This window comes from Frankia sp. AiPs1 (genome assembly GCF_023716945.1).
GTDB lineage: Bacteria > Actinomycetota > Actinomycetes > Frankiales > Frankiaceae > Frankia.
In genome coordinates, this window is sequence record NZ_JAMQQF010001195.1 from 1 (window position 1) to 517 (window position 517).

A 517-nucleotide genomic window follows, 5' to 3' on the forward strand; every position below is an offset into this window, starting at 1 on the left:
CGGCTCGCCGCCGCCGGCCTCGCGGTGACGGGGCTGCCGGCGCTGCGTGACGTCGACACCATCGCCGACGCCGAGGCGGTCGCCCGGCTCGCCCCGGCCAGCCGGTTCGCCGCCGCCCTGCGCACGGCCCGCATCGGGCTCCCCGAGGACGGCCGGCCTTTCCCCCACGAGGGCCGATGTTCGCTCAGGGGAGGCGGCCGTGGGGCCGAAGCGTCCCCGAACGCGCCATGGTGACCGCATCGGTGGATGGCGAGTGGGAGCCCACGGACATCTACGAGGCGGGGCTGCTGTCGGCCACCGGCCGGCTGTGGGCGCGCCATCCGGACGGGCGGCGGATCCCGCTGCCCGTGGACCGCTGGCGAGGCACGTTCGTGCCGGCCGCTGGACTCGGGCTCGGGGTCGGGAACGGGCTCGGGGTCGGGAACGGGCTCGGCAACGAGCCGTCGCCCGCCCGCGCCGGCGACCCGCCCCCCCGGTGCGCCGGCCCTAAGAAGCATATATCGGAAATAGGGCGCCC

The 517-nt window shown here is 77.2% G+C and carries 2 pseudogenes; both read left to right on the forward strand.

The features are described from left to right. Nucleotides 1–234, forward strand: a pseudogene (locus ND748_RS33605) (hypothetical protein); the annotation flags it as partial. 8 nt (nucleotides 235–242) lie between these two features. After that, a pseudogene (locus tag ND748_RS33610) lies at nucleotides 243–517 on the forward strand (hypothetical protein); the annotation flags it as partial.